Origin of the sequence: Faecalibacterium sp. DFI.5.82 (assembly GCF_029076575.1) — a bacterium.
Classification (GTDB): Bacteria; Bacillota; Clostridia; order Oscillospirales; family Ruminococcaceae; genus Faecalibacterium; species Faecalibacterium duncaniae.
Genome location: NZ_JARFIS010000081.1, coordinates 1 through 443, shown reverse-complemented (window position 1 = coordinate 443; position 443 = coordinate 1). Strand labels below are relative to the sequence as shown.

Below are 443 nucleotides of genomic sequence, written 5' to 3'. Positions count from 1 at the left end.
CCCACAGCAGGCCGGTCTCCCGCAGGGTGTTGTAGATGACATCCACATCGCCCTCAACGTAACGGACCTGGTCGGTGTCCTCAATGCGCAGGATGAAGGTGCCATCCTCGTGCTTGGCCATCAGGTAGGTGTACAGCGCGGTGCGCAGGTTGCCAACATGCATGTAGCCGGTGGGCGAGGGGGCAAAACGGGTGCGGACTTTATTGCTCGGCATAGAAAAACGCTCCTTTTATATTTACAGGCAAAAAATTGCGGATAGATACCTTTTAGTTTAATCGCTGTGCGCTGTTTTGTCAACGAATCGGCCGCAGATTTGGCAGAATGGGCGTTTGGAAGCAAAAGAAAAAATCTTTTTGTCGAAACTGCACGCAATCATTGACGAATGATTGGAAATTTTGTATACTGAGTGGGAGAGATGGCACAATTTTCCTTTGAAGGCTCTG

At 49.9% G+C, this 443-nt stretch carries 1 protein-coding gene; it reads right to left on the bottom strand.

The window, feature by feature from the left end:
• A partial coding sequence (locus P0G09_RS15660) for a glutamate--tRNA ligase family protein (protein WP_275253114.1) occupies positions 1–214 on the bottom strand: 214 nt, incomplete at its 3' end.
• Between the last annotated feature and the right edge of the window lie 229 nt (positions 215–443).